Source organism: Caballeronia sp. J97, from assembly GCF_905220305.1.
Taxonomy (GTDB): Bacteria; Pseudomonadota; Gammaproteobacteria; order Burkholderiales; family Burkholderiaceae; genus Caballeronia.
The window spans coordinates 112,478-136,330 of the sequence record NZ_CAJMZL010000010.1; the positions used below are offsets into that span (position 1 = coordinate 112,478).

Sequence of the window (23,853 nt, forward strand, 5' to 3'; positions counted from 1 at the left end):
AGGTTTTTCACACACTACATAAAACGCGTTCTCTGTCGGAGCGCGCGGCGGGTCAGGCAAAGAAACTTCGTCCGCAGCGGGCAAGCAGGGGGTATCTGCGAATTTTGCGCGTTGCTGGCACGATTCTCCTCACGCTGCTAGATTACCGTGCAACAGAATCGTTGATCGAGAGACTACGATGCCTGACAAATCCGTTCCCCCGCGCTCGCCCCTTCCTGCGCTGATCCTCATCGCGGCTGTCGTCGTCGTGCTGGTCGCGGCCTTCGCCTACACGGGCGGCTGGCTCACGCCCCATCGCCTCACACCGGCCAAGATCGTCGGCAGTCTGGCGCCGCCCGGCGGCGCGGTGCCGGGTTTCAGACGCAATCACGCGAAGGGCATCTGCTTCACCGGCGACTTCGAATCCAACGGCTCGGGCGCGACGCTCTCGAAAGCCAAGATGTTCATGCCGGGCACGTTTCCCGTCACCGGGCGCTTCAATCTCGCGACACCTGACCCGAAAGCATCCGACGCGATGGCGCGGGTGCGCGGCCTGAGCCTGCGCATCGTGACGCCCGACGGAAGCGAGTGGCGCTCCGCGATGATCGATGCGCCGTTCTTTCCCGTCGCGACTCCGCAGGCCTTCTATGAGTTGCAGCGCGCGCTCGCGAACAAGAACGATCCCGAGTCGATGCAGAAGTTCGCCACCGCGCATCCCGAGATCGGCGCGTTCGGCGCATGGGCGGGCAGCGCGCCGTGGACGGCCTCGTATGCGGACGAGCGCTACAACAGCCTCAACAGCTTCGTCTTCACGAATGCCGAAGGACAGGATCAGACGGTGCGCTGGTCCTTCGTTCCGGCCGCGAAGCCGGAGAACCTGACGCCTGACGAGTTGAAGCAAAAGGGCGCGAATTTTCTCGATGCCGAAATCACGCAGCGCGTGCAAAGCGCGCCGCAACGCTGGGCGATGGTCGTGACCGTCGCGAATCCGGGCGACGCCACTGCCGATCCGAGCAAGGCCTGGCCGGAGGACCGGCATACGGTGGAAGTGGGCACGCTCGTCGTGAAGGCGATCGAGCCCGAGCCGGACGGTCCGTGCCGCGATCTCAACTTCGATCCGACCGTGCTGCCGGCCGGCATGCGCGTGTCCGACGATCCATTCCCGGCCGCACGATCGGCCGCCTACTCCGTATCGTTCAATCGACGCGCCGCCGAGGACAAGGATTATCCGCGCACGCCTTCGCAAGGAGCCAGGCCATGAACGCGATCAACGAGCGGTTCTCGCCGCTGCAACGCGCCCTGCACTGGATCATGGCGATATGCATCCTCGCGATGCTGTTCATCGGCGTCGGCATGGTGTCGACGGTGAGGCCGGACTATCTGACGCTCGTGTCGATCCACAAGCCCCTCGGCGTCGCGATACTCGTGCTCGCGCTGATACGTCTCGTCGTGAGAATCACACGCGGCGCGCCGCCGCTGCCCGCCGACATGCCCGAGCCGATGAAGCTCGCCGCCCGTCTCTCGCACTATGCGTTCTATGCCTTGATGATCGCGCTGCCGCTGCTCGGTTACGGCATGTTGTCCGCGGCGGATTATCCGGTCGTGATCGGCGGCTATCGCTTGCCATCGCTTCTGCCGCACAGCAATTCATTGCACACGCTGCTCTGGAACGCGCACCGGTTCCTCGCGTTGTGCTTCTTCGCGCTGATCGTCGTGCATCTCGCCGCCGCGTTGTTTCATGCGCTCGTGCGGCGCGATGGCGTTTTCCACGCAATGGCGCCGTGGAAATAGGCGCGCACGCTCAAGGGCGCCGCTGCTGCACGACCTGAGCAAGCGCCCGCACGCCCGGTTCGATCAACTCCGCGCGTATCGCGGAAAAGCCCATGCGAAAGCAGCGCTGGCCGTCGGCGGGATCGGCGAAGAACACGCTGCCCGGCTCGATCAGCACGCCGAGCGCCTGTGCGTCTTTTGCGAGGCGCGTCGCGTCGAGCCAGGGCGGGCCTTCGACCCAGCACGATGCGCCGCCCGTCACGTTCGATGCGCGCAACTCCGGCAGATGCGTCGCGAGCGCGGCCATCAGCACTTCGGCCCGTTCCTTGTAGACGCGCCCGAGCTTGCGCAACAGCGTGTCGTGATGCCCGAGCGCGAGAAAGGTCGCGAACGCGCGCTGAATGTACGCGGCGGGATGGCGGATCATCAATCGTCTGAGCGCGCGCAACTCGCGTATCAGCGTGCGCGGCGCGACGATATACCCGAGCCGCAAACCCGGCGCAAGCGTCTTCGACAGCGACCCGATATACACGACGCGCTCGGCCGTATCGAGGCTCTTCAGCGCCGGATGCGGCGTGCCCGAAAACGTGTTCTCGCTCTCGTAGTCGTCTTCCACGACGATGAAATCGTGCTTCACCGACAGATCCAGCAGCTTGCGCCGCCGTTCGATGGGCATCGTCACGGTCGTCGGGCATTGATGGCTCGGCGTGACATACACGTAATCGCAAGGCGCGATCACGCTTTCATCGTCGATGACGACGCCGTCCGCATCCACTTCGAGCGGCACGATCTGCGCGTTGTGATGCTGGAAGATGTTGCGCGCATCGGGATAGCCGGGGTTCTCCATGCCGACTTTCGTCTGCGCGCCGCACAATAGCGCGCCCATCAGATACAGCGCCTGCTGACAGCCGTTCGTGACGACGATCTCCTCGGGCATCGCGAACACGCCGCGGCGCGGCAGCACCCGCGTGCGGATCTGTTCGACGAGGGTCTCGTCGTCACGTTCGATCAGATCCGGCGCCCAGTTGCGGATTTCCATCACCGAGAGGCCGTGCATGCAGCTCTCGCGCCAGTCGCTCGTGGGGAAGAGCTCGGTGTCGAACTGCCCGTAAATGAAGGGATATTCATAGCTCTGCCAGTTCGACGGCTTGACGATATTGCGCTGATGCGAAGGCGCGTGCCGGATGCGCGCGCTCCAGTCGGGATGACCTTGCTGCGTCTCGATGGTCGGGCTGTCGGCGAGTCCGGTCGCGGTGAAGCCGCGCTGCAGCTCCTCCGTCGCCGGATTCACGAAGTGGCCGCTGCGCTCGCGCGACACCAGATACCCTTCCTCGACCAGTTGCTGATACGCGAGCACCACCGTATTGCGCGACACGTTGAGCTGATCGGCGAGCTCGCGGCTCGAAGGCAACGCGGAATCGGGCGCGATATGACCGCTCAGGATCGCATTGACGATCATCTGGCGGATCTGGTTCTGCAAGCTCATTCCCGAGACCCGCGAGCGCTCGAAGAGCTGCGCCCAAAGCGTGGCGGTTGGGCGGGTCGGCATGCATGTCTCCTGCGAAAATTTGAATGATCCTTAGATATTACGTGCGGCTTGCACGGCTTGCCAGCGCGATAAAAAACCGCCGCGCCGATGCTCCGGCGCGGCGGCTGTCCGTCCTTCGCGCGAGGGCGCTCAACTCACCGAGAACGCCGCCAGCTCGCGCCGCTGCCGCAACCCGACCCACGCCGCCGACATCGCGCTGATGATCCCCGCGGCGAGGCAATAGCCCGCGATCATCCACGGGTCGCCGCCGTTGCGTTGCAGGAGCCAGGTCGCGACGATCGGGCTGATGCCGCTCGCGAAAATCCCCGAGAACTGATACACGAACGAGATGCCCGAGTAGCGCACTTTCGCATCGAACAGCTCGGAGAAAAGCGCCGCTTCGGGACCATAGATCGATGCATAGACGACGCCCAGCGGAATCACGACCGCGAGCCACGCGAGCATCGTGTTGCCGCCGCTGTTCTTCATGAGCCAGAAGCCGAAGAACGCGGAAAGGCCCGTTGCGAGCGAGCCCCAGAAGTAGATGCGCGCCCGCCCGACGCGATCGGACAGCCGCCCGAAGAACGGGATCGTGAAGATCATCACGAACGCGGCGACCATCACGCCGAGCAGCGCGTCGGTGCGTTGCAGATGCAGCGTGCCCGTGAGATACGAAATCGAGAACACGCCGAACACGTTGAAGAACACGCCATCGATGAAGCGCGCGCCCATGCCCGCGATCGTGTTGCCGGGATACTTCGAGATCACGTCGACGATCGGCATGCGCGCTTCGCCGCCCGTCTTCTGGATGCGCGCGAACTCCGGCGTTTCCATCACGTTCAAGCGGATATACATGCCGATGACCACGAGCGCGAACGACAGGAAGAAAGCGACACGCCAGCCCCACGCGAGGAACTGCGCATCGGTCAGGGTGAGCGACAACGCAGCGACGACACCCGACGACAGACACAACCCGAGCGCGAGACCGATCTGCGGAATGCTCGCGTAGAACCCGCGCTTGTTCTGCGGCGCATATTCGAACGCCATGAGCACGGCGCCGCCCCACTCGCCGCCGAGACCGATGCCCTGCAGCACGCGCAGGAACAACAGCAGCGACGGCGCCCAGATACCGATTTGCGCGTAGGTCGGCACCATGCCGATCAACACCGTCGCGACGCCCATGATCGTCAGGGTCATGACGAGCATGCTCTTTCTGCCGACGCGATCCCCGAAGTGGCCGAAGATCACGCCGCCCAGCGGCCGGCTGAGAAAGCCGACGGCGAACGTGCCGTACGCGAGCATCGTCGAGATGAGCGGATCGCCGCTCGGAAAATAGAGCTTGTTGAAGACGATGCCGGCGACCACGCCGTATAGAAAGAAGTCGTACCACTCGATCGTCGCGCCAATCAGGCTTGCGACGACGACCTTTCTCATCTGCTTGCCATCGGTTCGGGGCAGTGCATTCATGGTTGTCTCCGTGATGGGTGTGAGACTTGTGCTCAGTCTCTTTGGCCCGAATGGGCCATCGGTTTTTTCACAACGACTTCGGGTGCGTCTTCCACGCGTGTGACGTGCTGATAGCGCTGGTCTTCGAGAATCATGTCGGCGGCTTTCTCCGCGATCATGATGACGGGCGCATTCGTGTTGCCCGATACGAGCTCCGGCATGATCGACGCATCGACGACGCGCAGGCGTCCGATGCCGCGCACCTTCAGGCGTTCATCGACGACCGCGAGCGCGTCGCTGCCCATCTTGCAGGTGCCGGCGGGGTGATAGATCGACTGGCTGAACTTGCGCGCGACGTCGAGCAGCTCGGCATCGGACTGATACGCCGAACCGGGAATGAACTCCGACACGATGTGCTTCGCCAGCGACGGCGCGGCGGCGATGCGGCGCGCCACCTTGATGCCGCCGATCACGACGGGATGATCGCGTTCGTCGGACAGATAGTTCGCGTGAATCGCCGGATACTGCAGCGGATCGTTCGAGCGGATTTCGACGCTGCCGCGGCTGAACGGCCGCAACTGACACACCGACGACGTGAACGCGGAGAACGGATGCGCGCCCTGGCCGGGCTTGTCGGCGGAAAGGGGTTGCATGTGAAACTGGATGTCGGGGCGCGCGACCTCAGGCGACGAACGCGTGAAGATCGCGACCTGACTCGCCGCGAGCGTGAGCGGGCCGGTGCGCGAGATGAGGTATTGCAGGCCGATGAGCGCTTTCTTCAGCGGATTGTTGACCTCGTCGTTCAACGTGCGCTCGCGCGTCTTGAAGACGAGCCGCACCTGCAGATGATCCTGCAGATTCCGGCCGACGCCGGGCAACTCGTGCCTGACCTGCACGCCAGCACCGTTCAGCACGTCCGAGGACCCGACGCCCGAATTCTGCAAGATCTGCGGCGAGCCGATCGCGCCGGCCGCGAGAATCACTTCGACGCGCGCACGAACCGTCTTCACGACGCCTTCATGCAGGTACTCGATGCCGGTCGCCTTCTTGCCGTTGAACAGCACCTTGCGCGTTTGCGCGCGCGTCTTCACGATCAGGTTGCGCCGGTCGCGCGCCGGCTTGAGAAAGCCCTTCGCGGTGCTCCAGCGAAGACCCTTGTAGGCCGTCTGCTGAAAATAGCCGACGCCTTCCTGGTTCGCGCCGTTGTAGTCATCGTTGAACGGAATGCCGATTTCCTGCGCGGCCGCGATGAAGTGATCGGCGATCGGGCGGCGCAGGCGCAGGTCCGATACTTTCAGCGGGCCGCCGGCGCCGTGATATTCGCTCGCGCCGTGCTCCTGATCTTCCGATTTCTTGAAGTAGGGCAGCACGTCCTTGAAACTCCATCCCGCGTTGCCGAGTTCGGCCCAGCGGTCGTAGTCCTCGTGCTGGCCGCGCACGTAGAGCAGCCCGTTGAGCGAACTGGAGCCGCCGAGCACCTTGCCGCGCGGCCAGTCGATGCTGCGCCCGGCGACGGCATTGTCCGGCTCGGTGCGATAGCACCAGTCGAGCTCGGGATCGTGCATCGTCTTGAAGTACCCGACGGGAATATGGATCCACGGGCTCGCATCGGGGCCGCCCGCTTCGAGCAACAGCACCGTGTTGGACGGATCGGCGCTCAGCCGGTTGGCGAGCACGCAACCTGCCGAGCCCGCACCGACGATGACGTAATCGACTTCCTGCTGCATGACACCTGTCTCCTGAGGTCTTCTTTTGAAACGAATCGTTCCGCCTGTGTTTCGTTCAATGTGGAAGAAGCGGGCAAGGAAGCCAAGAGAAAAGCGCGGAAAGTCGTGAAAGTGAAACGGAAAATGCGAAATCCGAATCAGAAACGAGAGGGGATTGGGGTTGTCACGGAGTACCGGATTATTGATTCGGTATCCGAAATAGAGATGCTGCGGCGCGTCAGAAGGTCGCCGTGAGTTCGGCCGCGGCTTCCTGCAGACGCGGCACGAACGTCAGCGCGCGCGACAGCGCCATGCGCGAGACCGGCCCATGCACAGCGATGGCCGCAATGCATTTGCCGCGCGAATCGAGCACCGGCACGGCGACGCACGCGATGCCCACGACGAACTCCTCGTTGTCGACGGCAATGCCCTTGTGCGCGACCCGATCCAGTTCCGCTTCGAGCAGGTTCGGATCGTCGAGCGTATTGGGCGTGAAGCGTTCGAGGCGCATCGCGCGGATGAGCGCGGCGCGTTGGTCGCGCTGCATCGCGGCGAGCAGAAGCTTGCCGCTCGCGCTGCAATGCGCCGGAACATGCGAGCCGGGCTTGAGCTCCAGCCGCAACGCCCACGGCGATTCGCAGCGGTCGAGATAGAGCACCTGCGTGTCGTGCAGCGTGCTCAGGTTGCAGGTTTCGCCGAGATCGGCGACGAGACGCTCCAGAATCGCGTGGCGCTGACGTCGCGCGCCGCTGTGCATCATCACGTCGACGCCGAGCCGTTCGAGGCGCGGGCCGATCACGTAAGCGTTCTTCTGGCCCGGCTCGCGCGCGACGAAGCCGCCCGCTTCGAGCGATTGCAACATGCGATGCAGCGATGCCTTCGGCTGCTCGATGATGCTGGCAAGCTCCGCGAGCGACATCGCGCCCTTGGCCGCGACGAGATGTTCGAGCACGCTGAATGCGCGCAGCGTAGGGGTGTCGGCGCGCGCGGCGCTTTCGGCGAGCGGCGCGTTATCCGCCGATTCAGTCTGAACGAACGCTTCGGTATCGGCTCGCGTATCCATGATGCGCACTCATGCCGTGTGAAGCCGCGCAGCCTGCGCCTGCACGCAGGTCACGGCGATCACGTGATAGATGTCGTCGGCGCTGCAACCGCGCGACAGATCGTTGGCGGGCTTCGCGAGCCCTTGCAGCAACGGCCCGATGGCCTTCGCGCCGCCGATGCGTTCCGCGAGCTTGTAGCCGATGTTGCCGGCTTCGAGACTCGGGAAGATCAGCGTGTTCGCGTGGCCTTCGACCCGCGAGTGTTGCACCTTGCGCATCGCGATTTCCGCGACGATGGCGGCGTCGAGCTGCACGTCGCCATCGATCGCGAGGCCGGGGCGCGCTTCCTTGACGCGCCGCGTCGCGTCGACGACCTTGTCGACGGCCGCATGATGCGCGCTGCCGCTCGTGGAAAACGACAGCATCGCGACGCGCGGATCTTCCATCAGCAGGCTGCGTGCGCTGTCGGCGGCGGCCATCGCGATTTCGGCGAGTTGCTCCGCATTCGGTTCGACGACGAGCGCGCAATCGGAAAAGATGAGACCGCCTTTCATCGTATGAAAGGGCTCGCAGAGCATCATCAGGAAGAAGCTGGAAACGAGCTTGAACGACGGGCGAATGCCGATGATCTGAATCGCGTTGCGCACGACATCCGCCGTCGTGTTGACCGCGCCGGACACCGAGCCGTCCGCCTCGCCGGTGCGCACCATCAGGTTCGCGAAGCACAGCGGATCGAGCACGGCGGCGCGCGCCTGGTCGCGCGTCATGCCCTTCTTTTCGCGCAACGTGAAGAGTTCTTCGGCGAAGCGTTCGCCGAGCGGCGATGCAGAAGGATCGATCACGTCGATGCCTTCGAGGTCGATGCCCGCGCCATCCGCGACCTGCCAGGCGCGCGTCCGCGCGCCCACGAGCACGATGCGCGCAATGCCTTCCTCGTGCGCGCGTCGCGCCGCCTGGAGCACGCGCGTGTCTTCGGCTTCGGAGAGGACGATGCGCATCGGCAGGTCGCGAGCCTGATCGATGATGCGATGCATGGCTTTCATGTCGGGCTCTCGGTGATCGGTCAGTCGGAAAAACGCCGCTCCGAAGGCGCGGAGCGGCGTGAGGAAGGACTTAGACGTAGTCCTTGTACTTGTCGAGCATGCGCACAGGCTTCGCGAGCGCGTCGCGGCGGAACGGATCGCCGAGCTCACGCGTGCACATGATCTCGATGATGGTCGTCTTGCCGTGATTCATCTGCAGATCGATGGCCTTCTTCAGCGCCGGTCCCACGTCCTCCAGCTTGTCGACGACGATGCCTTCCGCGCCCATCGCCTTCGCGATCTCGGCGAAGCTCTGGTTATCGAGCTCGCCCGCGACGAAGCGGCGATTGTAGAAGTCCACCTGATTCTTCTTCTCCGCGCCCCATTGACGGTTATGGAACACGACAGCCGTCACCGGAATGTTATGGCGCACGCACGTCATGGTTTCCATCAGGCTCATGCCCCATGCACCATCGCCCGCATACGAGACGGCCGGACGATGCGGCGCCGCCACTTTCGCGCCGATGATCGTCGGGAACGCGTAACCGCAGTTGCCCCAGCTCATCGCCGCGAAGAAGCTGCGCGGCTTGTTGAAGCGCAGATAGCTGTTCGCGACCGAATTGATGTTGCCGATGTCCGTCGACACCATCACGTCTTCCGGCATCGCCTTTTCGAGCTCGCGCAACACCTGACGCGGATGCAGATACTGGCCGCCGCTGAACGGCTTCTCGTTCTTCTGCTCCTCGATCATGTCGAGGCTGTATGCATCGCGCTCGTGCGTCCAGTCGTCGAGCTCCTTCTCCCACGCGGCCTTTTCGGCGGCAATGGTCTTCGCGCGGGCATCCTTCGTTGCATCGCAATCGAGCTTGCGGTCCGCGAGACGTTGCGTGAGCGCTGTGGCCGTCGCCTTCGCATCGCCGCAAATGCCGACGGAGATCTTCTTCACGAGGCCGAGCATCTTGTGATCCGCGTCGATCTGGATGACCTTCGCTTCCTTCGGCCAGTAGTCGAGACCGTGCTGCGGCAGCGTGCCGAACGGTCCGAGACGCGAGCCGAGCGCGATCACGACATCGGCCTGACTGAGCAGCTTCATCGCGGCCTTCGAGCCTTGATAACCGAGCGGGCCGCACCACAGCGGATGATTCGCCGGGAACGAGTCGTTATGCAGATAGCTGTTGACCACCGGCGCGCCCAGACGCTCGGCGAGCGCCTTGCATTCCTCGATCGCATCGGACATCACCACGCCGCCGCCCGAGATGATGACGGGGAATTTGGCTTGCGCGAGCAGATCGGCCGCTTCGTTCAGGCTCTGATCGCCGCCGGGGCCGCGATCGAGACGCTGCGGCTTCGGGATCTCGACCTTGACCTGGCCATAGAAGTAGTCGCGCGGAATATTGAGCTGGGTCGGGCCCATTTCCGACATCGCGCGATCGAAGCAGCGTGCGGTGAATTCGGCCATGCGCGCCGGGTGCGTCACGTGCCCCTGATACTTCGTGAATTCCTGGAACATCGGCAGTTGCTTCGCTTCCTGAAAGCCGCCGAGTCCGATGCCCATCGTGCCCGCCTCAGGCGTGACGATCACGACCGGGCTGTGCGCCCAGTAAGCCGCGGCGATGGCCGTCACGCAATTGCTGATGCCCGGGCCGTTCTGGCCGATCACGACACCATGGCGGCCCGACACGCGCGAATAGCCGTCGGCCATGTGGCCCGCGCCTTGTTCGTGCACGACGGGAATCAGACGGATGCCGGCGGGCGCGAAGATGTCCATCGCGTCCATGAATGCCGAACCCATGATGCCGAACATCTCGGTCACGCCGTTGGCGGCGAGCGTTTCGACGAATGCTTCGGACGGGGTCATCGCCTGCGGGCCGCTGGTCGCCGTGCTGGCGGCGAGAGTGGTCTGGGAAGGACGGGCTTGATCGTGCTCGCTCATGTGTGTCTCCGGGTGAAATAAAACGGAACGTTTGGTTCCGGAATATGTATCGTGAACACATCGTAGGACGAGTCGATTCCGACGTCAACCTGTTTTTCAAATAAACGGAATGTTTTGTCTCTAAAAAATTCGGAATTTTGGCACTTCGGCGACGGCGAGCCTCCGCCGGGGTCCGTGCGGCGGGCTTCGGCGGGAAGTTCGGCGGAAGCGATGAGCGTTAGCGGGCGGCGGGGCGATGGCGCGCCATGAGCGTCAGTCCATCGGATGTATCGATGAGCGTGGCAAGCCTGACGGCGGTGTCGCGCAGTTGCGGCACGGCCTGGAGCAGATCGTTGAGGTTGGCGCGCGCGGTCGGCGCGTGCGCGGCGAGGCATGCTAGCACGCGCCCGGTCGCCGCATCGGTGATGGGGACCGCGACCGCCACCATTCCCAGCACGAATTCTTCGTTGTCGATGCCGATGCCGCGCGTGGCGAGCCGGTCGAGTTCGGCTTCGAGCAATGACTGGTCGGTCAGTGTGCGATGCGTCTTTTTCGTGAGCGTGAGGCGGCCGAGAATCTGGCGGCGCTCCGCGAGCGGCATCTGCGACAGAAACAGCTTGCCGCTCGCCGTGCAATGCAGCGGCACGCGCATGCCGGCCTGCATGTGCAGGCGCAGCGGTTCCGCCGTCTCGACGCGTTCGATATAAAGGACCGTATCGCCGTCGAGCGCGGTGAGATTGCAGCTTTCTCCGATCACGTCGACGAGCGAACGCAGGATCGAGCGGCATGCCCGCGTGAACGAGTTATTGGCGAGCGTGGCGAGCGCGAGCTGGGCGGCGCGCGGCCCGAGCGCGATGCCGCGATCGGTGCCGCGCGAGTCGGGCATGTGCGTGACATAGCCCTGCGCCTCCAGCGAATCGATCAGGCGCAGCAGTGTTGCCTTGGGAATGCGCACGCGCGCCGCGAGCTGCGAGAGCGTGTAGGCCTGACCCGCCGCGGCCAGTTGTTCGAGCACGGCGAGCGGACGAAGCGTCCGGGCTTCATCGCCGACATGCTCGGCGGGATCGAGATGTGTGACGTCGCGCATGAACCGGAAACGGAACAAGTGGTTTCGGATTACGGCTACTTTACGCCGATAATCCCGCGACGCGCCACAATTTTCGGAACACCGGGTTGCGTTTTTATCTTTTCGAGGGGCGCGCCGCTCAGAAAGTCTTGCCCAGTTCGGCAGCGGCTTCCTTCAGGCGTGGCACCATCTCCAGCGCGCGCGAGAGCGGCGTGCGCGACACCGGCGCGTGAACCGCGATCGCCGCGATGCATGTGCCGTGCTCGTCGGCGATCGGCGCTGCCGCGCACACGATGCCCTGCACGAACTCCTCGTTGTCGATCGCGACGCCCTTCTTCGCGATGCGATCGAGTTCCGCTTCCAGCATCTCCGTATCGGTGATCGTGTTGGCGGTGTAGCGCTCGAGCTTCATCGCCCGCACGAGCGCGTTGCGCTCCTCGCGCGGCTGCAAGGCGAGCAACAGCTTCCCGCTCGCGCTGCACCACACGGGCACGTGCGAGCCGGGCTTCAGATCGAGCCGCAGCGGCCACGGCGCTTCCACGCGGTCCAGATACAGCACTTCGTTCTCATGCAGCATCGTCAGGTTGCAGGTCTCGCCGAGATCGGACACGAGCCGCGTCAGGATCGCGTGGCGCAGCCGCCGCGCGCCCGCGTGCGTCATCACGTTGAGCCCCAGTTGCGCGAGACGCGGGCCGACGACATAGGCGTTCTTGTCGCCGGGCTCTCGGATCACCAGTCCGCCCGCTTCGAGCGATGCCAGCATGCGGTGCAGCGACGGTTTCGGCATGCCGATGTCATCGGCCATGTCGGTCAGCGACACGGGGGTGCCCGCCTGGACCAGATATTCCAGCAGCGCGAAGGCTCGAAGCGTGGGCGTGTCGGGCTTGTCCATCGGCGTTGATTTCCATGTGAATTCGTTCGGCATTATTCTAGTTGACGCACCGATCCGGCCCCATAGGCCCTTTGGATAAAAATAAACGAAATGAATTGTTCCGAAAAACATTTGTTGTTATGCTGAGAGCCACTGTTTTGGGAGACGAAGCCTCATGATGCGCGACACATGGTTGGACGAGCCGGATCGAAAAGTGTCCGTGCGCACGCTTTTCGGAATCGATGCGGATCTGCAGGTGCCGGCTTTCAGCACGCGCGATCCGCACGTTCCGGAAATCGACGAGGCTTATCGCTTCAATCCCGAAGTCACGCTGGCGATTCTTGCCGGCTTCGCGTTCAATCGGCGCGTGATGGTGCAGGGTCTGCACGGCACCGGCAAATCGACGCACATCGAGCAAGTGGCGGCGCGGCTGAACTGGCCGTGCATGCGGGTGAATCTCGACGGTCACGTGAGCCGGCTCGATCTCGTCGGCAAGGACGCGATCGTCGTGCGCGACGACGTGCAGATCACCGAGTTTCAGGAAGGCATCGTGCCGTGGGCGCTGCAACGGCCGGTTGCGCTCGTGTTCGACGAATACGACGCCGGCCGTCCCGACGTGATGTTCGTGATCCAGCGCATTCTGGAGCGCGACGGCAGTTTCACGCTGCTCGACCAGAATCGCGTGATTCAGCCGCACCGCTTTTTCCGGCTGTTCGCGACGACCAACACGATCGGCCTTGGCAATCTGAACGGCATGTACCACGGCACGCAGATGTTGAATCACGCGCAGATCGACCGCTGGAACGTCGTCGCGACGCTCAACTATCTGTCGCGCGAAGAAGAGGCGCGCATCGTGCTCGCACGCGTGCCGCAGCTCGATGACGACGCGGGCCGCGCGCTCGTCGATTCGATGGTGAGCATGGCCGGACTCACGCGGCGCGGCTTCGAGGCGGGCGATCTCTCGACGCTGATGTCGCCCCGCACCGTCATCAGCTGGGCGGAAAACTGCGAAGTGTTCCGCGATACGAAGCTCGCGCTGCGTCTCACTTTCCTGAACAAATGCGACGAAGCGGAACGGCCGATCGTCGCGGAATATTTTCAGCGCGCGTTCGGCGAGGAACTGGATACGCCGTCGCAATGGCACGGCGAGCCGGCCAAGTGAACGGCTCGCGCGAACTTGCGCGGCGCGATGCGCTATGCGCCGCGGCCGTGCGCGCACTGACGGGCGACGACGCGTTGCACTATCGCGGCGGCAGGCTGTATCGCCACTTGCGGCCGGTGCCGTTGCATGCGCCGCACTTGCGCGGTGAGCGACGAGACGAAGAAGACTTCGATTCGACGCGCGGCGCGGCCGATGCGTCCGCGTTGCGCATCGCGTATTCGGATGCGGCGCTGCATCGCGAGCTCGCGCCCGATGATCCTGTCGCGCGCATGGTCTTCGACATGCTCGAACAGTTGCGCTGCGAAACGCGCGTGCCTGCGGGCATGGAAGGCGTGAGGCGCAATGTGCGGCATCGTTTCGATACATGGGCGCGCGCGTGCTACGAATCGGGTCTGCTCGACAGCGATATCGGTCTGTTGATCTACACTGTCGCGCAAATGGCCGAATCGCGCCTGTCGGGCCGCGCCGTGCTCGAAGAAACCGAAGGGCTGATCGAAGCGACGCGGGCGGCGCTCGCGCCCTCGCTCGGCCATCCGCTGGCGGGCATGCGCCGCAACTGCGGTGACCAGCGAGCGTACGCGGTTCATGCGCTGGATATCGCGCGACAGATGGCCGAGCGGGTGCGCGACGTGCGTCATGCGTTCGTCGAAAGCAATGCGTCGACCGACGATGACAAGGACGAAGCCGCGCGCACCACGCTCGGCACATGGTTCGACATCGACGACGAAGAAGGCGACGTCGAAAGGCTCGCGCTCGCCGCGAGCGGAGACAGCAGCGCGCGCGAGGCGTCGGGCGAGGACTATCGCGTGTTCACTGCGCGCCATGACAAGACCATTCGGCCGTCCACGCTGATTCGCGCCGCGTTGCTGCGCGAATATCGCGAGCGGCTCGACGATCTGATTGCGGCGCGGCATATCAACGTGCCGCGTCTCGCGCGCATGTTGCAGGCGTCGATCACGGTGTCGCGACGCGATGGCTGGTCGTTCGGCGAGGAAGAAGGGCGCATCGACGGGCGCCGGCTTGCGCAAGTGGTGACGTCGCCGGACGAGCGGCGTGTCTTCAGGCGTGAGCGTGAACGTCCGCAGGCGGATTGCGCGGTGAGCTTTCTCATCGACTGCTCGGGCTCGATGAAAGCGAGCATCGAACCGGTCACGGTCATGATCGACGTGCTCGTGCGCGCGCTCGGCATGGCGGGCGTCGCGACGGAAGTGCTGGGCTTCACGACCGGCGCGTGGAACGGCGGGCGCGCGAAGCTCGACTGGCTCGCGAAGGGCAGGCCGAAGCATCCGGGCCGGCTCAACGAAGCCTGCCACATGATCTTCAAGGAAGGCGAAGCAAGCTGGCGCGCGGCGCGTGGCGATATCGCCGCGCTGTTCAAGGCCGATCTGTTTCGCGAAGGTATCGACGGTGAAGCGGTCGATTGGGCGTCTGCGCGGCTTCTCGCGCGTGACGAGTCGCGTCGAATCCTCGTCGTCATCTCCGATGGCAGCCCGATGGACAGCGCCACCGCACAAGCCAACGATCCGAACTATCTCGACCAGCATCTGCGAGAAGTCGTCGAGCGGCATGAAGCATCGCGGAGAGTGGAAGTGCTCGGGCTCGGCGTCGGGCTGGATCTGAGCCCTTACTATCGACATCACTTCGCGGTCGATTTGTCGGTCCCGCCCGATATGACGTTATTCGCGAAGCTCGCTGCATGGCTCGGCGCGCAGCGCAGAAGCAGCACTTAATGCGCGATGTATGTCGTCGGTTTCGAAGAGGCCGATAAAGACGATCTCGGTTTCGGCGACATCGCGGCAAGGCGTGACATGCCAGCGCTTGCCGACGACATGAATCTCCGCGCACGTGCTGTCAAGAAGCCGCACGAAGCCTTTTGCACGCAGGAGCCGATCGCTGAACGACATGCACGCGGCCTTGATCTGTCGCCGGTCGAAGCGCTCGTCGGAGCGAAAGGCAACGCTGCGCAGTCCGGCCGGAACATGACTGAATGGCATGAATACCCGCGATGTAATGCCTTCTCGCAATGGCGGCTCATCGAAGAAGAAAAGCGTATTCGGCACCTTGCCACGGTCGCCTTCGAACACGATGCGCGTATGCGCGATCTCCATCACGCGCGTTCGCACGTCGCGTGCTTCTTCGCTGCCCAGAAGATCGGTCTTGGTCAGTACGATCGATGTCGCGCCTTCTATCTGCAGTCGTGCGGTATCGCCGATATACGCATCGGCCAGTGTCTCTTCGATGCGCTGCGCATCCACCGCGACCACGATGCCCTGCAACCGATAGGCACGATCGAGCAGGCCGACCTGCGCGATGCGCAGCGGGTCCGACACGCCGCTCGCCTCGATCACGAGCAAGTCGGGGCGCACGTCGCGCGCGCTGATCTCGATCAGCGTCTCCATCAGCTTGCCGCCGATCGAGCAGCAGACACAGCCGTTCTCCAGTCCGATCACATCGTCGCTGCGCGCGCGAATCAGCGCGGCGTCGATGTTGATCGAACCGAAATCGTTGACGAGCACCGTGACGCGGCGGCCATCGGTGTTCGTCAGCAGCGCGTTGATCATCGTCGTCTTGCCCGCGCCGAGGTAGCCGCCGATAACGGCGAGCGGTATCGGCGCCGTCATGCCGGCGCCTCGTACGTGCGGCCGCCAAGAATGGTGCCCCACACGCGCAACTGACCGAGACGTTCGGCGGGAACGTCGGTGGGATCTTCATGCAGCACGGCGAAATCCGCGAACTTGCCGACCTCGATGCTGCCGATCGCGTGATCCATGCCGATGGTGTACGCCGCGCCGAGCGTGATCGCGCGCAGCGCATCGGCAACGCTCAGGCATTCCGCCGCGCCCAATACGCGGCCCGATGCGGTCTGACGTTGCACTGCGCACCACGCGGTGAAAAGCGGGTTGAGTTGCGTGATCGGCGCATCCGAATGCAGGCCGAACGTGATGCCGAGTTCGTTGGCGGTGCCGGCGGGGTCCATGCGGTTCGCGCGGTCGGCGCCCATCGTTTGCGCGTAGTGCGCATCGCCCCAATAGTAGATGTGGTTGGCGAAGAAGTTCACGCACATGCCGAGACGCGCGGCGCGTTCGAGCTGCCTTCTGTCGGCCATCTGACAATGCTGCAACGTATGCCGATGATCCGATCGCGGATGCCGGTCCAGGATGGTTTCGATCGCATCCAGGACGAGTTCGGTGGCTTCGTCGCCGTTCGTGTGGATGTGCAGTTGCAGCCCGGCGAGATGAAAGGGCAGGAAGGTATCGACGAACTGCTCCGGCGGAATCAGCCACAAGCCGTTGGGCCGCCCGTTCACGTATCCCGGCCAGCGCAGGCGCGCGGTGAAGCCCTGAATCGAGCCGTCGACGATGAATTTCACAGGCCCGAAGCGCAGCTTGTCCGAGTTGAGCGCGACGGCTTCGAGCACGCGTGCAGGACCGCCTTCAGGATTGCGTTGCGGTCCGAACGCGGGCACGAGACGAAGCGGAAAGCGCACGTCGCGCGTCACTTCGACGAGATTGCGCATGCCCTTGTCGGACAGATCGTTCAGCAGGTCGGTGGCCGTCGTGACGCCCGCGAGTTGCGCGACCTTGCCGAACGCGCGGATGGCCTCGGGGTTGTCGCTCGCCGAAAGCGAGAGCTTCGCGCCGATCACGCGATACACCGGGAACATGGCCGCGAACTCCTGCAGCTCGCCCGTGAGCCGGCCTCTCTCGTCCTTCACGATGCCGTCGACATCCGTGTCCTCGTCGATGCCGGCGAGCGCGAGCATCGGCGAATTCACGTTCATCAAATGCACGCTCGCATGCAGGACTGCGATGGGGCGCGTCGCCGATACGCGATCGAGTTGCGCTGCCGTAAGGCGCTCGCTGCCGAAGAAGATCGGATCGAAGCCCCATGCGAGCAACGGCGCGCTGGCGTCTTCGAGCTTGCGCTCGGCTTCCCGCAGACGCTCGATCACCGCATCGAGCGATTGCAGGCCGGGCCAGCGCGTGCCGTCGGGTCCGCGACGCTCGTAGTAGCCGACATACACCGCGCTCCACATCGCGCCTTCCATCAGATGCGAATGGCCTTCGACAAGGCCGGGCATCAGCACCTTGTCGCTGAAGCTCGTGTCGGGCTCGGCATCGGTCCATTGGCGGATATCGTCGAGCGTGCCGACCGAAAGGATCTTGCCGTCGCGTATCGCGACGTGAGTCGCAACCGGCCGACGCGGATTCATCGTCAGTATCTTGCGTGCGACGAGCACTTTCACTGCGTTGTTGTCGGTCTGGGTCATGAGTCGTTCGAGTGGATCAGGTCGGCGTGAACGGGCTTGCGGCCCGCGCCCGGATTGGCGAGAAACACGACGAGCACGTTCGCCGCGAGACAAATGAGGCCGATGTTGAGCCCGGCGATATCGACATGCAACACGTACAGCACGACGGCGAGTACCTGTCCCACGAGAAGTCCCGACGCGATGGCGCGCGCACTCACGCGCAGGCCGAGCACGATCGCGATGACGCCCGGGAAATACTGCGTCACGCCGTAATACGTCATGTTGATGAGCGTGAGCATGAGGTTGGGCGTCGCGAGCGTCATGCCGATGGAGAGCATCAGATAGAGCCCGATCACCACTTTCGCACCGGCCTTCTGGCGCGTCTCCGGCATGTTCGGCAGCAGATTGCGCGTGACCACCGGCCCGATGGCGAGGCAGATGCCCGCGAGCACGAGCAGCCCCGAAAGCGATGCGCCCGCCGCGACGAGACCGACGAGCCACGGCGGCAACAGATGCACGACAGCGGTAAAGAACGCCTCGTTCGGCGACGCGAGCGGCACGTTCTGCGCGATGGCATAGTACGACGCGACCACGAGGAACGGATACATCAGCATGTACAGCGGCATGACCACTTGCGAGCGGCGAATCGTGTTCGCGCTCTTCGCGGTGAAGAAGTTCTGGATCGCGAAGGGCATCACGTAGAAGCCGAGCGACTGGAAGAGCATCGTGCTCATCGAGAAAGTGAGCTGATGCGGGCTCATTGCGTTCGATACGTGTTGGCTCGCGGCCCTGAAAACCGGCTCGACGCCCGCTTCCCACGCCACCGCGACGCCCGTGACGACGATCGCCGCGACCATCAGGATGTCCTTCAGGATCGCGATATACGCCGATGCCCGCACGCCGGCGATCGCGATATACGTGAACGCGAGCAGCGCCGAGATCAAAATGAGAACCACCGGATTCAGGTTCCAGCCGAGACCCTTGAGCGCGGCGACGAGTCCGGTGAACTGCAACTGGCCCCACGGCAGCAGGAAAATCAGCGCCGAAATCGCGACGATCAGTTCGAGCGCGCGGCTCGAGAAATGGCTCTTGAACAGATCGGGCAGCGTGATGGCGTTATAGCGCTTGCCCGCTTCCCAGATTTTCGGACCGAGAAAATAGCCGATCGGATAGGCAAGCAGGATATAGCCGAGGAACCAGACGCCGTACGTCGGTCCCTTCGCGTAGATGCCGCCTGGAAAGCCGACCATCGTGCCGATGCTGTAGATCTCGCCCGCCGCGAGAAAGAACACGAGCCACGCACCGAACTGGCGCGACGCGACGAAGAAGTCATGCACGCTTTGCGAGCCGCGCCCCTTGCCCGCGCGCAGCGCGAGCCACAACGACAGTGCGATGAAGCCCAGAAATACCGTGGAAGCCATGCCAATGTCTCCTTATGCGCCGCGCGCTTCGCGTTGTTCCGTTTTTTTGTCGAACAGTACCCAGCAAAGCTGGAGACAAACCGACGTCAGCACGAACCAGCCGAAGATCCACGCATAAATAAACGGAACGCCGAGCACATAAAAATCGTTGGAGGCCGCCCACGGCAACAAGCCGATGACGCCGACAAAAGGCAAACCGAGTCCGATCAAAAGCTTCAGCATGGCTCACTCCGTATGACCATTGGCCCGCGCGGGGGCACGCATTGCGCGAGAGATAGAGGATTCGGCGCAGTATGACCAGACAAAAAGCGCGGGTCGTAGTGCCAGACAGGACCAATCGCTGGGGCCAGCGGCCGCGCGCTCTGGCACTGACCTGGCACTAACGATGGTTCCGGCGTGGCTCTAAACGATGCGTGAGCTTCGGTGCAGTATGAGGGTACTTTCCAAGGAGTTATCGGTGGCTACTCTCGATTACGTTGCGCCGGCCCTTCGTGGCGCGTGCGCCCCATACGATCCGCTCTACGACCCGCTCGTTTCGCCCATCGGCCGCCAGGCGATGGACTACGCGCCGACCTACTGGGTCGCGACCGCGGGCGAGCCGCCCGAAGACGACGGCCCCTTGCCCGGCGATGCCGACGTCGACGTGCTGATCGTCGGCGCGGGATTCACCGGCCTTTCCACCGCGCTCTTTCTGGCGCGCGAACACGGCATCCGCGCGACCATCGTCGATGCGAATCGCACCGCGTGGGGCTGCACGAGCCGCAATGGCGGACAGGGCCAGAACGCGAGCGGCCGCCTGTATCGCTCGCAATGGATCGAGCGCTGGGGCAAGCAGACAGCGCTCAGGCTCGACGCCGAAATCCGCGAGGGCTTCGACACCTTCAAGCAGTTGATCGGCGAGTTCGCGTGCGATCCGCAGCCGGGCGGCCATCTGTATATCGCGCATCGTGCGCGCAAGATGGATTTTCTCGCGAACGAATGCAAGGTGATGCGCGATGTGTTCGGCTACGACGCGCGCATGCTGAGCGCGAAGGAAGTCGCGCAATCGTATGTCGACGATCGCGAAAATTGCGGCGCGTTGCTCGAGCCCGATGGCATCGGCGTGCATCCGCTCAAGCTCGCGTTCGGGTATATGCGCATGGCGCGCTCGCTCGGCGTGAAGGTGCATCCGAGCACACCGGTGCTCAATGTCGAGACGATACGCGGCGTGCATCACGTGCGCACGCCGCGCGGCGTGATTCGCGCGAAGGCCGTTGCGTTCGCGACCGGCGGCTATACGCGCAACGACATGCATCGCACGCTGTCGGCCAAGATCATGCCGATTCTCTCGAACTCGCTCGTCACGCGCCCGCTCACGCCGGACGAGCTCGCATCGACCAACTTCCTCTCGCGCCAGGTCATCACCGATACGCGCACGCTGCGCTTCTACTATCGCCTGTTGCCGGACAACCGCGTGCAGATCGGCAGCCGCAGCGCGATCACGGGCGCCGATGCGGCGAATCCCCGGCACATGGATGTGCTCATCGAAGGCTTGCATCGCAAGTTTCCTTCGCTGAAGGGTATTCGCATCGACTACTCGTGGTGGGGCTGGGTCGACGTGAGTCACGACATGATGCCGCGCGTCGCGCAGCCCGATCCGCAGCAGAGCATTTACTACGCGCTCGGGTACGGCGGCAACGGCGTGTCGTTCTCCGCGCATGCGGGGCGGCGCATGGCCGAGCGCGTCGCGGGCAAGTGGCAGCAGAGCCGCGACGATCTGCCGATCTACGACTCCGCGCTCGAATATCCGAACGTGATGGGCATGGTGCGCTGGAAAGGCTTCGCGCCGTTCCGTCGCGTCGGTCAACGGTTTCTGTATCACAAGTATCTGGCGCAGGACGAGAAGCGCTGAACTCTTTCGCAACGCACTGAAAATATCGACACATGAGCACTCAGACGAATCAGGACTACATCCGCTTGCTGGAGACATTCAACGATGCGTGGAATCGCCACGATATCGATGCATTGATGAATTGCATGGCGGAGCAATGCGTGTTTCACGGTGTGGCCGGACCCGACGCGCTGGGCCGCACCTTCACGGGCCGCGACGAAGTGCGCAAGGGCTTCGCGCTCGCATGGGAAACCTTTCCCGATGCATCGTGGAAGGAAGGCGAGCACTTCGTGAGCGGCGAACGCGGCGTGTCGGAATCGACGTTTCGCGGCACGAAGGCGGACGGCTCGCGCATCGAGGCGCGCATGGTGGATGTCTTCACGTTCAGCGATGGCAAGATCGCGGTGAAGAACGCCTATCGCAAGGATCGTCCGGCGCTTTGACGAATCATTGAACGAAACGCCTCGACCCGCCGGCAATGAACCGGCGGGCGCTGAATCGACACAAAGCAAATCAGGAGACGGACATGCAGTCGAGCACGGATCAAGGCGATCTCAAGTGCGGCCTCAAGCAGCGCCACATGACGATGATCGCATTGGGCGGCGTCATAGGCGCCGGTCTTTTCGTCGGTAGCGGTGTGGTGATCCAGCAGGCCGGGCCCGCCGCGATTCTTTCGTTTCTCATCACGGGCGGTCTCGTGGTCCTCGTCATGCGCATGCTCGGCGAGATGGCCTGCGCGATGCCGACCGTCGGCTCGTTCTACGAATATGCGCGCCTCGCCTTCAAGACGCAGCGTGGCCCGGGCCGTCTCGCCGGGTTTCTGACCGGATGGATGTACTGGTACTTCTGGGTCATCGTGATCGCGCTCGAAGCGGTCGCGGGCGCGAAGCTCGTGCAGTTCTGGATACCCGACGTGCCTGCATGGATGATCAGTCTCGTGCTGCTCGTCGTGCTCACGCTGACCAATCTCATTTCGGTCGGCAGCTACGGCGAGTTCGAGTTCTGGTTCTCGTCGATCAAGGTCGGCGCGATCATCGTGTTCCTGTTCCTCGGCGGCCTGTATGTGTGCGGCTTCTGGCCGGCATCGATGCACACGACCGATGTCGCGGCGACGTTCCTCGGCCACGGCGGCTTCATGCCCAAGGGCATCGGGCCCGTGATGACAGGCGCGGTGGCCGCGACGGGCTTCTACTTCGGCGCGGAGATCGTCACGATCGCGGCGGCCGAAGCGAAGGAACCCGCCAAGGCCGTCGCGAAGGCGACCAACTCGGTCATTACGCGGGTGCTCGTGTTCTACGTCGGCTCGGTGGCGCTCGTCGTCGCGCTGGTGCCGTGGAATTCGCATCAGATGGCGACCCCGTATGTGAGCGCGCTCGAAGTGATGGGCATGCCCGCCGCCGCGAACGTGATGAACGCGATCGTGCTCACCGCAGTGCTGTCCGCGCTCAATTCGGGCCTGTACGCCGCATCGCGGATGCTGTTCGCGCTGACGCGTCACGGCGATGCGCCGCTCGGCCTCGCGAAGGTCAACAAGCGCGGCGTGCCGGTACGCGCCATCCTGCTCGGCACGGTGTTCGGCTACGTGTCGGTGGTGATGTCGTATGTATCGCCGGATACGGTGTTCGCGTTCCTGGTCAACTCGTACGGCACGGTGGCGATCTTCGTGTACCTGCTGATCGCGTTTTCGCAACTGCGTCTTCGCGGCCGCATGACGAGCTTCGAGGTGAGCGACCTGCGCGTGCGCATGTGGGGATTTCCCTATCTCACATGGCTTGCGATCTTCGGGATGACGGCGATCCTCGTCGCGATGGCCTTCATCCCCGATCAGCGCAAACCGTTGTGGCTGGGCGTCGCGAGTCTCGGCATTCTGATCGTCGCGTATGTCGTGTTCAAGCGCGGCCGCAAGGAAGTCGTCGCGGAAGACGACGAACACGCGACCCGGCACCTGCAGACAGTCGAGCGATAAGCATCGACGCCAAGGCCGGTTTGCTGCATCGCAAACCGGCTTTTTTCATTCTCTGAACGTCTTGGCGGTTTCTTCCGCGGTGCGGCGCAGATCCGGCTCGAAGGCGAGCAACTGATCGAGCGCGACGCGTCCCACCGGCGCCTGAATCGCGATCGCCGCGCACGCGCGATTGCGATCGAGCATCACCGGCACCGCGATCGCGACGAGCCCCTGCAAATGCTCCTGATTGTTGATGGCGAGCATGCGGCGGCGCGTCAACGCCAGTTCCTTGCGCAATGCATCGCGGTCGGTGATCGTGCGCTCCGAGTAAGAACGCAGCGGCAAGCGTTCGATGATGCGCTCGCGTCGTTCCTTCGGCAGAAAGCTCAGCAGCAGCTTGCCGCTCGCCGAGCAGTGCAGCGGCACGTGCGAGCCCGGTTGCAAGTGCATGCGCAGCGGCCAGCCCGTTTCGACGCGATCGACATAGACGACGTCGTTGCCTGCCAGCATCGTCAGATTGCAGGTCTCGCCGACGCGCGTCACGAGCTGTTCCAGGAGCGCATGACGCGCTGCAGCGGGGCCCGCATGCATCAGCACGTTGATGGCGAGGGTGCGCACGCGCGCCGAGCATTCGTAGAGCTTGTCGCTCGCCCCGCGCGTCACGAGCCATGCGTCCATCAGTTGCACGAGGATGCGATGCACGGTCTGCTTGGGCAGCCCCAACGCATCGACGAGCTCGGACATCGACAGCGGGCGATCCGCTTCGGCGAGCGTTTCCAGCACGCGGAACGCGCGCACGGCGGCGGCATTCGATTGATTCGACGTCACGTTGCTTGTCTCCGTCTGCTTGCTTTGCGTTTTTA

20 protein-coding genes are annotated in these 23,853 nt (G+C 63.8%); 7 read left to right on the forward strand and 13 right to left on the reverse strand.

From position 1 onward, the window contains the following. Nucleotides 1–178: 178 nt before the first annotated feature. Both U4Y90_RS15555 and U4Y90_RS15560 read left to right on the forward strand, forming a co-directional pair. Nucleotides 179–1,240, forward strand: coding sequence for a catalase family peroxidase (locus U4Y90_RS15555; RefSeq protein ID WP_321795696.1), 1,062 nt, complete (start codon nucleotides 179–181; stop codon nucleotides 1,238–1,240). After that, nucleotides 1,237–1,770: a cytochrome b gene (locus U4Y90_RS15560; protein ID WP_321795697.1), complete on the forward strand. Its 534-nt coding sequence runs from the start codon at nucleotides 1,237–1,239 to the stop codon at nucleotides 1,768–1,770. Before U4Y90_RS15555 ends, U4Y90_RS15560 begins: the two co-directional genes overlap by 4 nt. Before the next feature lie 10 nt (nucleotides 1,771–1,780). Here the strand turns inward: U4Y90_RS15560 and U4Y90_RS15565 are convergent, their stop codons facing one another. The 8 genes from U4Y90_RS15565 to U4Y90_RS15600 all read right to left on the reverse strand — a co-directional run bounded on the left by U4Y90_RS15565 (nucleotide 1,781) and on the right by U4Y90_RS15600 (nucleotide 12,364). Continuing rightward, nucleotides 1,781–3,298 (reverse strand): PLP-dependent aminotransferase family protein, encoded by a 1,518-nt coding sequence (locus U4Y90_RS15565; RefSeq protein ID WP_321795699.1) that lies wholly within the window; start codon nucleotides 3,296–3,298, stop codon nucleotides 1,781–1,783. Between the two features lie 129 nt (nucleotides 3,299–3,427). Next, entirely contained in the window at nucleotides 3,428–4,735 is a 1,308-nt protein-coding gene (locus U4Y90_RS15570; RefSeq protein ID WP_415749360.1) for an MFS transporter, read from the reverse strand. Nucleotides 4,736–4,776: 41 nt separating this feature from the next. Continuing rightward, a complete protein-coding gene (locus U4Y90_RS15575; RefSeq protein ID WP_321795703.1) occupies nucleotides 4,777–6,450 on the reverse strand; it encodes a choline dehydrogenase in 1,674 nt (557 codons plus the stop codon). Between the two features lie 217 nt (nucleotides 6,451–6,667). After that, nucleotides 6,668–7,492, reverse strand: a complete 825-nt coding sequence (locus tag U4Y90_RS15580; RefSeq protein WP_321795704.1) for an IclR family transcriptional regulator — start codon at nucleotides 7,490–7,492, stop codon at nucleotides 6,668–6,670. A 9-nt stretch (nucleotides 7,493–7,501) separates the two neighbouring features. Continuing rightward, nucleotides 7,502–8,515, reverse strand: a complete 1,014-nt coding sequence (gene pta, locus U4Y90_RS15585; RefSeq protein ID WP_321795707.1) for a phosphate acetyltransferase — start codon at nucleotides 8,513–8,515, stop codon at nucleotides 7,502–7,504. A 70-nt stretch (nucleotides 8,516–8,585) separates the two neighbouring features. Further along, nucleotides 8,586–10,427 carry a sulfoacetaldehyde acetyltransferase gene (xsc, locus tag U4Y90_RS15590; protein ID WP_321795708.1) on the reverse strand — a complete coding sequence of 614 codons (1,842 nt, stop codon included), beginning with the start codon at nucleotides 10,425–10,427 and terminating at the stop codon, nucleotides 8,586–8,588. Nucleotides 10,428–10,644: 217 nt separating this feature from the next. Then, a complete protein-coding gene (locus U4Y90_RS15595) occupies nucleotides 10,645–11,493 on the reverse strand; it encodes an IclR family transcriptional regulator (RefSeq protein ID WP_321795709.1) in 849 nt (282 codons plus the stop codon). A 118-nt stretch (nucleotides 11,494–11,611) separates the two neighbouring features. After that, nucleotides 11,612–12,364, reverse strand: coding sequence for an IclR family transcriptional regulator (locus tag U4Y90_RS15600; RefSeq protein WP_321795710.1), 753 nt, complete (start codon nucleotides 12,362–12,364; stop codon nucleotides 11,612–11,614). Nucleotides 12,365–12,518: 154 nt separating this feature from the next. Here U4Y90_RS15600 and U4Y90_RS15605 point away from each other — a divergent pair, with 154 nt between their 5' ends. Beyond that, nucleotides 12,519–13,505 (forward strand): AAA family ATPase, encoded by a 987-nt coding sequence (locus U4Y90_RS15605; protein WP_321795712.1) that lies wholly within the window; start codon nucleotides 12,519–12,521, stop codon nucleotides 13,503–13,505. After that, nucleotides 13,481–15,235, forward strand: a complete 1,755-nt coding sequence (locus tag U4Y90_RS15610) for a cobaltochelatase CobT-related protein (protein WP_321795714.1) — start codon at nucleotides 13,481–13,483, stop codon at nucleotides 15,233–15,235. Before U4Y90_RS15605 ends, U4Y90_RS15610 begins: the two co-directional genes overlap by 25 nt. Here U4Y90_RS15610 and U4Y90_RS15615 read toward each other — a convergent pair. The 4 genes from U4Y90_RS15615 to U4Y90_RS15630 are packed head-to-tail and all read right to left on the reverse strand — an operon-like array spanning nucleotide 15,182 to nucleotide 19,397. After that, entirely contained in the window at nucleotides 15,182–16,126 is a 945-nt protein-coding gene (locus U4Y90_RS15615) for a GTP-binding protein (protein WP_321795716.1), read from the reverse strand. The genes U4Y90_RS15610 and U4Y90_RS15615 overlap by 54 nt on opposite strands. Further along, complete coding sequence (locus U4Y90_RS15620) at nucleotides 16,123–17,775, reverse strand: amidohydrolase (RefSeq protein WP_321795717.1); 1,653 nt, start codon at nucleotides 17,773–17,775, stop codon at nucleotides 16,123–16,125. Before U4Y90_RS15620 ends, U4Y90_RS15615 begins: the two co-directional genes overlap by 4 nt. Next, the gene (locus U4Y90_RS15625) at nucleotides 17,772–19,175 is read right to left on the reverse strand and encodes a sodium:solute symporter family protein (protein ID WP_321795719.1); all 1,404 of its coding nucleotides are present in this window, start codon (nucleotides 19,173–19,175) and stop codon (nucleotides 17,772–17,774) included. The genes U4Y90_RS15620 and U4Y90_RS15625 overlap by 4 nt, the downstream gene beginning before the upstream one ends. A 12-nt stretch (nucleotides 19,176–19,187) precedes the next feature. Then, the gene (locus U4Y90_RS15630; RefSeq protein WP_321795721.1) at nucleotides 19,188–19,397 is read right to left on the reverse strand and encodes a DUF3311 domain-containing protein; all 210 of its coding nucleotides are present in this window, start codon (nucleotides 19,395–19,397) and stop codon (nucleotides 19,188–19,190) included. A 235-nt stretch (nucleotides 19,398–19,632) separates the two neighbouring features. Between U4Y90_RS15630 and U4Y90_RS15635 the strand changes: the two genes are divergently transcribed. The 3 genes from U4Y90_RS15635 to U4Y90_RS15645 all read left to right on the forward strand — a co-directional run bounded on the left by U4Y90_RS15635 (nucleotide 19,633) and on the right by U4Y90_RS15645 (nucleotide 23,011). Next, entirely contained in the window at nucleotides 19,633–21,066 is a 1,434-nt protein-coding gene (locus U4Y90_RS15635) for an FAD-binding oxidoreductase (RefSeq protein WP_321795723.1), read from the forward strand. Between the two features lie 32 nt (nucleotides 21,067–21,098). Then, nucleotides 21,099–21,488, forward strand: coding sequence for a nuclear transport factor 2 family protein (locus U4Y90_RS15640; RefSeq protein ID WP_321795725.1), 390 nt, complete (start codon nucleotides 21,099–21,101; stop codon nucleotides 21,486–21,488). A gap of 83 nt (nucleotides 21,489–21,571) precedes the next feature. Further along, nucleotides 21,572–23,011 (forward strand): amino acid permease, encoded by a 1,440-nt coding sequence (locus U4Y90_RS15645; RefSeq protein ID WP_321795727.1) that lies wholly within the window; start codon nucleotides 21,572–21,574, stop codon nucleotides 23,009–23,011. A 45-nt stretch (nucleotides 23,012–23,056) separates the two neighbouring features. On the opposite strand, the gene U4Y90_RS15650 is transcribed toward U4Y90_RS15645, so the two are convergent. Next, on the reverse strand, nucleotides 23,057–23,818 hold the full coding sequence (locus U4Y90_RS15650) for an IclR family transcriptional regulator (RefSeq protein ID WP_321795729.1): 762 nt from the start codon (nucleotides 23,816–23,818) through the stop codon (nucleotides 23,057–23,059). Nucleotides 23,819–23,853: the final 35 nt, after the last annotated feature.

Coding starts and splice junctions, on each gene's coding strand:
- U4Y90_RS15620 (WP_321795717.1), bottom strand. CDS start 17,775: ATGACCCAGACCGACAACAACGCAGTGAAAGTGCTCGTCGCACGCAAG.
- U4Y90_RS15625 (WP_321795719.1), bottom strand. CDS start 19,175: ATGGCTTCCACGGTATTTCTGGGCTTCATCGCACTGTCGTTGTGGCTC.
- U4Y90_RS15555 (WP_321795696.1), top strand. CDS start 179: ATGCCTGACAAATCCGTTCCCCCGCGCTCGCCCCTTCCTGCGCTGATC.
- U4Y90_RS15580 (WP_321795704.1), bottom strand. CDS start 7,492: ATGGATACGCGAGCCGATACCGAAGCGTTCGTTCAGACTGAATCGGCG.
- U4Y90_RS15640 (WP_321795725.1), top strand. CDS start 21,099: ATGAGCACTCAGACGAATCAGGACTACATCCGCTTGCTGGAGACATTC.
- pta (WP_321795707.1), bottom strand. CDS start 8,515: ATGAAAGCCATGCATCGCATCATCGATCAGGCTCGCGACCTGCCGATG.
- U4Y90_RS15565 (WP_321795699.1), bottom strand. CDS start 3,298: ATGCCGACCCGCCCAACCGCCACGCTTTGGGCGCAGCTCTTCGAGCGC.
- U4Y90_RS15575 (WP_321795703.1), bottom strand. CDS start 6,450: ATGCAGCAGGAAGTCGATTACGTCATCGTCGGTGCGGGCTCGGCAGGT.
- U4Y90_RS15595 (WP_321795709.1), bottom strand. CDS start 11,493: ATGCGCGACGTCACACATCTCGATCCCGCCGAGCATGTCGGCGATGAA.
- U4Y90_RS15605 (WP_321795712.1), top strand. CDS start 12,519: ATGATGCGCGACACATGGTTGGACGAGCCGGATCGAAAAGTGTCCGTG.
- xsc (WP_321795708.1), bottom strand. CDS start 10,427: ATGAGCGAGCACGATCAAGCCCGTCCTTCCCAGACCACTCTCGCCGCC.
- U4Y90_RS15610 (WP_321795714.1), top strand. CDS start 13,481: ATGGCACGGCGAGCCGGCCAAGTGAACGGCTCGCGCGAACTTGCGCGG.
- U4Y90_RS15615 (WP_321795716.1), bottom strand. CDS start 16,126: ATGACGGCGCCGATACCGCTCGCCGTTATCGGCGGCTACCTCGGCGCG.
- U4Y90_RS15600 (WP_321795710.1), bottom strand. CDS start 12,364: ATGGACAAGCCCGACACGCCCACGCTTCGAGCCTTCGCGCTGCTGGAA.
- U4Y90_RS15645 (WP_321795727.1), top strand. CDS start 21,572: ATGCAGTCGAGCACGGATCAAGGCGATCTCAAGTGCGGCCTCAAGCAG.
- U4Y90_RS15630 (WP_321795721.1), bottom strand. CDS start 19,397: ATGCTGAAGCTTTTGATCGGACTCGGTTTGCCTTTTGTCGGCGTCATC.
- U4Y90_RS15560 (WP_321795697.1), top strand. CDS start 1,237: ATGAACGCGATCAACGAGCGGTTCTCGCCGCTGCAACGCGCCCTGCAC.